This is a genomic window from Legionella erythra (assembly GCF_001467615.1).
GTDB classification, from domain to species: Bacteria; Pseudomonadota; Gammaproteobacteria; order Legionellales; family Legionellaceae; genus Legionella_C; species Legionella_C erythra.
Map to the genome: position 1 here is coordinate 693283 of NZ_LNYA01000034.1, position 2300 is coordinate 695582.

Below are 2300 nucleotides of genomic sequence, written 5' to 3' on the forward strand. Positions count from 1 at the left end.
CTGGATGTTGGTAGAAGGCTTTTCGCAAAAATTCACAAGCAAAAATATCATGCCCATCATAACCATGAGCTTCATTTCATGGCACGAGAAATCAATGACTGGCTGCCGCAAGGTATTCAATCCATTGTGGATGGCAGCTATAACCCTCGTTGTTTAAAACGTTATTTACATATATCATCGATGCATCAAGCTCATTTAAATAGAATGTATTACATTAAAATTAAAGATAATCATTGCATATGGATCGGGATTTCCGGGCGTTGTCAGTTCTTTTTCTGTTTTAAACACCTCAGTAAATTGCCCTTTTGAAATTTCATTAACTATTCTGCGCCAAAATTTTACTGCTCCTAAATTTTCTGGCATAGCGGCAACAGACCATTTTCCTGGAAAACGAGAAAAGATCTCTCTGGCTGCTTGGCTTCCAATACCTTTAGATTGAAATTTAGCTAATATGAAAAATTCCCCCATATTCCAATCAACTTTTTCGATTATCTTTATTTTATCTAGCAAAACAAACCCAGCTAATTCATTATCAATTTTAACAAAAAAAGCTTGATGATCTTGTTTCTCAAAATAATGTTTAAAATCTACGCACTCAAACAATCCTGTTTCAGGGCATTCCCATCCCATATATTTAGTTCTGTCATAAACATAGAATCGAGCCATATTTTGTATTGTTGGATAATCATTAATAGTGGCAGTTTGAAGAATTATTTTTTGGTGTAAGGATTTCTTCATGAGGTTACCTTTATTTTATTAATAAATGTCTTAAGCGACAAATATTTACCATAACCCAAATGAGTTGCAATAATTTTACGAATGGGAAATGCGTCTCTCAATTCATTCTTGGAATTGCCTTTGGGAGAACCTTTGCATCCCACCTTTACTCGATTAAAGTAATCCACCAATACCGTGTCTTTCTACAATATTAAGTAATTTGAGTATTGCACCATGGGCGTGCCTTTTTCCCTGTTCTAACCCGCGGACCATTGCAGGACTTACATTTAAATATTTAGCGAATACCGATTGACTCAATTTCTGTTTTTTCCGTAACTGCTGAATCTCTTCACCAGTAAATTCGTGTAAAACAGGTAAATCTTCATCGGTAAGATTTCTTAATGTCTTTTTATCAATAACATCAGCTCTGTAAAGACCTTGCGCAAGATCGTTAATTGTATCTTGTACATTAGACATTTTTATTTACCTCCCAGAGTTCACCTAAGTCAATTAACTTATTTATTTGTTCATCACTAAGCCCGAGCATGATATCGGCCAATTGTTTTAATTTTTTAAGCTCTGATGTTGTAACATTCCCTTTGTCGCTCTTGGCAAATAAATGTAGCCAATAAATACCATTATCTTTCTTAAAAGCAAGGATACTTCTTGAGCCCCCGCTTTTACCTCGTCCTTCATTTGTTGCAATTCTTAATTTATAAAGCCCCGCTCCGAGAGAATATTTTAGTTGCTCATCTCGACTTAACTGAAAAAATCTATCCAGGGTTTCGATAAGTATTTCATCCTTCAATCCCACTTTATTAGCTTCATTATTAAATTTTTTTATTTTTAAGTGCTTCATAGCGACAAACCATTTATAATACACAGTATTATATTACTTGGTATTATGTTTTTCCACTAATATTTAACTCATAAACAATAATTCTACGTCTAGTGCGTGGGCTTTAAAAAATAGACTATTTGCTATTTCAAAAGCGCTTCTGCCCTCTCTGGATTAATCTGTCTCAATTCATGCTGAAATTGTTGCTTAGTCAGCCGCTTACAGCGATCTAATTCAAACCGGCTAACAGCCTGAGATTGTGGCGCATCCGCTTTGGTTAGTATCGCATCCATCAAATAGCGTTCATGGTAATGGCCACAAATAATCCGAGCATACCAATCTTCCCCGCTTTTAAGTTCCTGTGATTCAAGCCACGCGGGATTCGTGACAGGCCAATGGAAAACCACGGTTTTAAAGTTTTTATAGCGGTTTTTACCTAAGAACATATCATTGCAGAAATTTTTTAAGCCTCGCGTCCCGAAATAAGTATGCCCCTCATCTCCATAATGTTTAAAAAAACACTCTGACAATCGCTCCAGATAACCAGTCAGCAATTTGGGCATTTTCATCGCTCAACCTGGCGATATAGCGATAACAGGTTTCACTGATGCTAAAAATCAGGCACGCCGTTCGAACAGAAATGGGATAGTCCATCACCGCCTTTTGCGCCAACTCCCTGCGGCGCGACGGTGTTACCACTTTTTTTCAATGGCCTCTTTCAGTATTTCGGCTTTTAGACGCTCTT

Annotated in this window: 4 protein-coding genes and 1 pseudogene; all 5 read right to left on the bottom strand. The window is 36.8% G+C overall.

Features of this window, described 5'->3' with window-relative positions; genetic code table 11:
* Positions 1-195: 195 nt before the first annotated feature.
* Complete coding sequence (locus Lery_RS14465) at positions 196-738, bottom strand: GNAT family N-acetyltransferase (protein ID WP_058527927.1); 543 nt, start codon at positions 736-738, stop codon at positions 196-198.
* A 153-nt stretch (positions 739-891) separates the two neighbouring features.
* Positions 892-1194: a helix-turn-helix domain-containing protein gene (locus Lery_RS14470; protein WP_058527928.1), complete on the bottom strand. Its 303-nt coding sequence runs from the start codon at positions 1192-1194 to the stop codon at positions 892-894.
* Positions 1187-1576 carry a type II toxin-antitoxin system RelE/ParE family toxin gene (locus Lery_RS14475; protein ID WP_058527929.1) on the bottom strand — a complete coding sequence of 130 codons (390 nt, stop codon included), beginning with the start codon at positions 1574-1576 and terminating at the stop codon, positions 1187-1189. The genes Lery_RS14470 and Lery_RS14475 overlap by 8 nt, the downstream gene beginning before the upstream one ends.
* A 122-nt stretch (positions 1577-1698) precedes the next feature.
* A complete protein-coding gene (locus Lery_RS14480) occupies positions 1699-2124 on the bottom strand; it encodes a hypothetical protein (RefSeq protein ID WP_058527930.1) in 426 nt (141 codons plus the stop codon).
* Positions 2096-2300, bottom strand: a pseudogene (locus Lery_RS15155) (IS3 family transposase); the annotation flags it as partial. The pseudogene Lery_RS15155 and the gene Lery_RS14480, both read right to left, overlap by 29 nt.

Bases quoted from the DNA above. Each gene is read 5' to 3' on its own strand.
- Lery_RS14480 (WP_058527930.1), bottom strand. From the start codon at position 2,124: ATGAAAATGCCCAAATTGCTGACTGGTTATCTGGAGCGATTGTCAGAG.
- Lery_RS14475 (WP_058527929.1), bottom strand. From the start codon at position 1,576: ATGAAGCACTTAAAAATAAAAAAATTTAATAATGAAGCTAATAAAGTG.
- Lery_RS14465 (WP_058527927.1), bottom strand. From the start codon at position 738: ATGAAGAAATCCTTACACCAAAAAATAATTCTTCAAACTGCCACTATT.
- Lery_RS14470 (WP_058527928.1), bottom strand. From the start codon at position 1,194: ATGTCTAATGTACAAGATACAATTAACGATCTTGCGCAAGGTCTTTAC.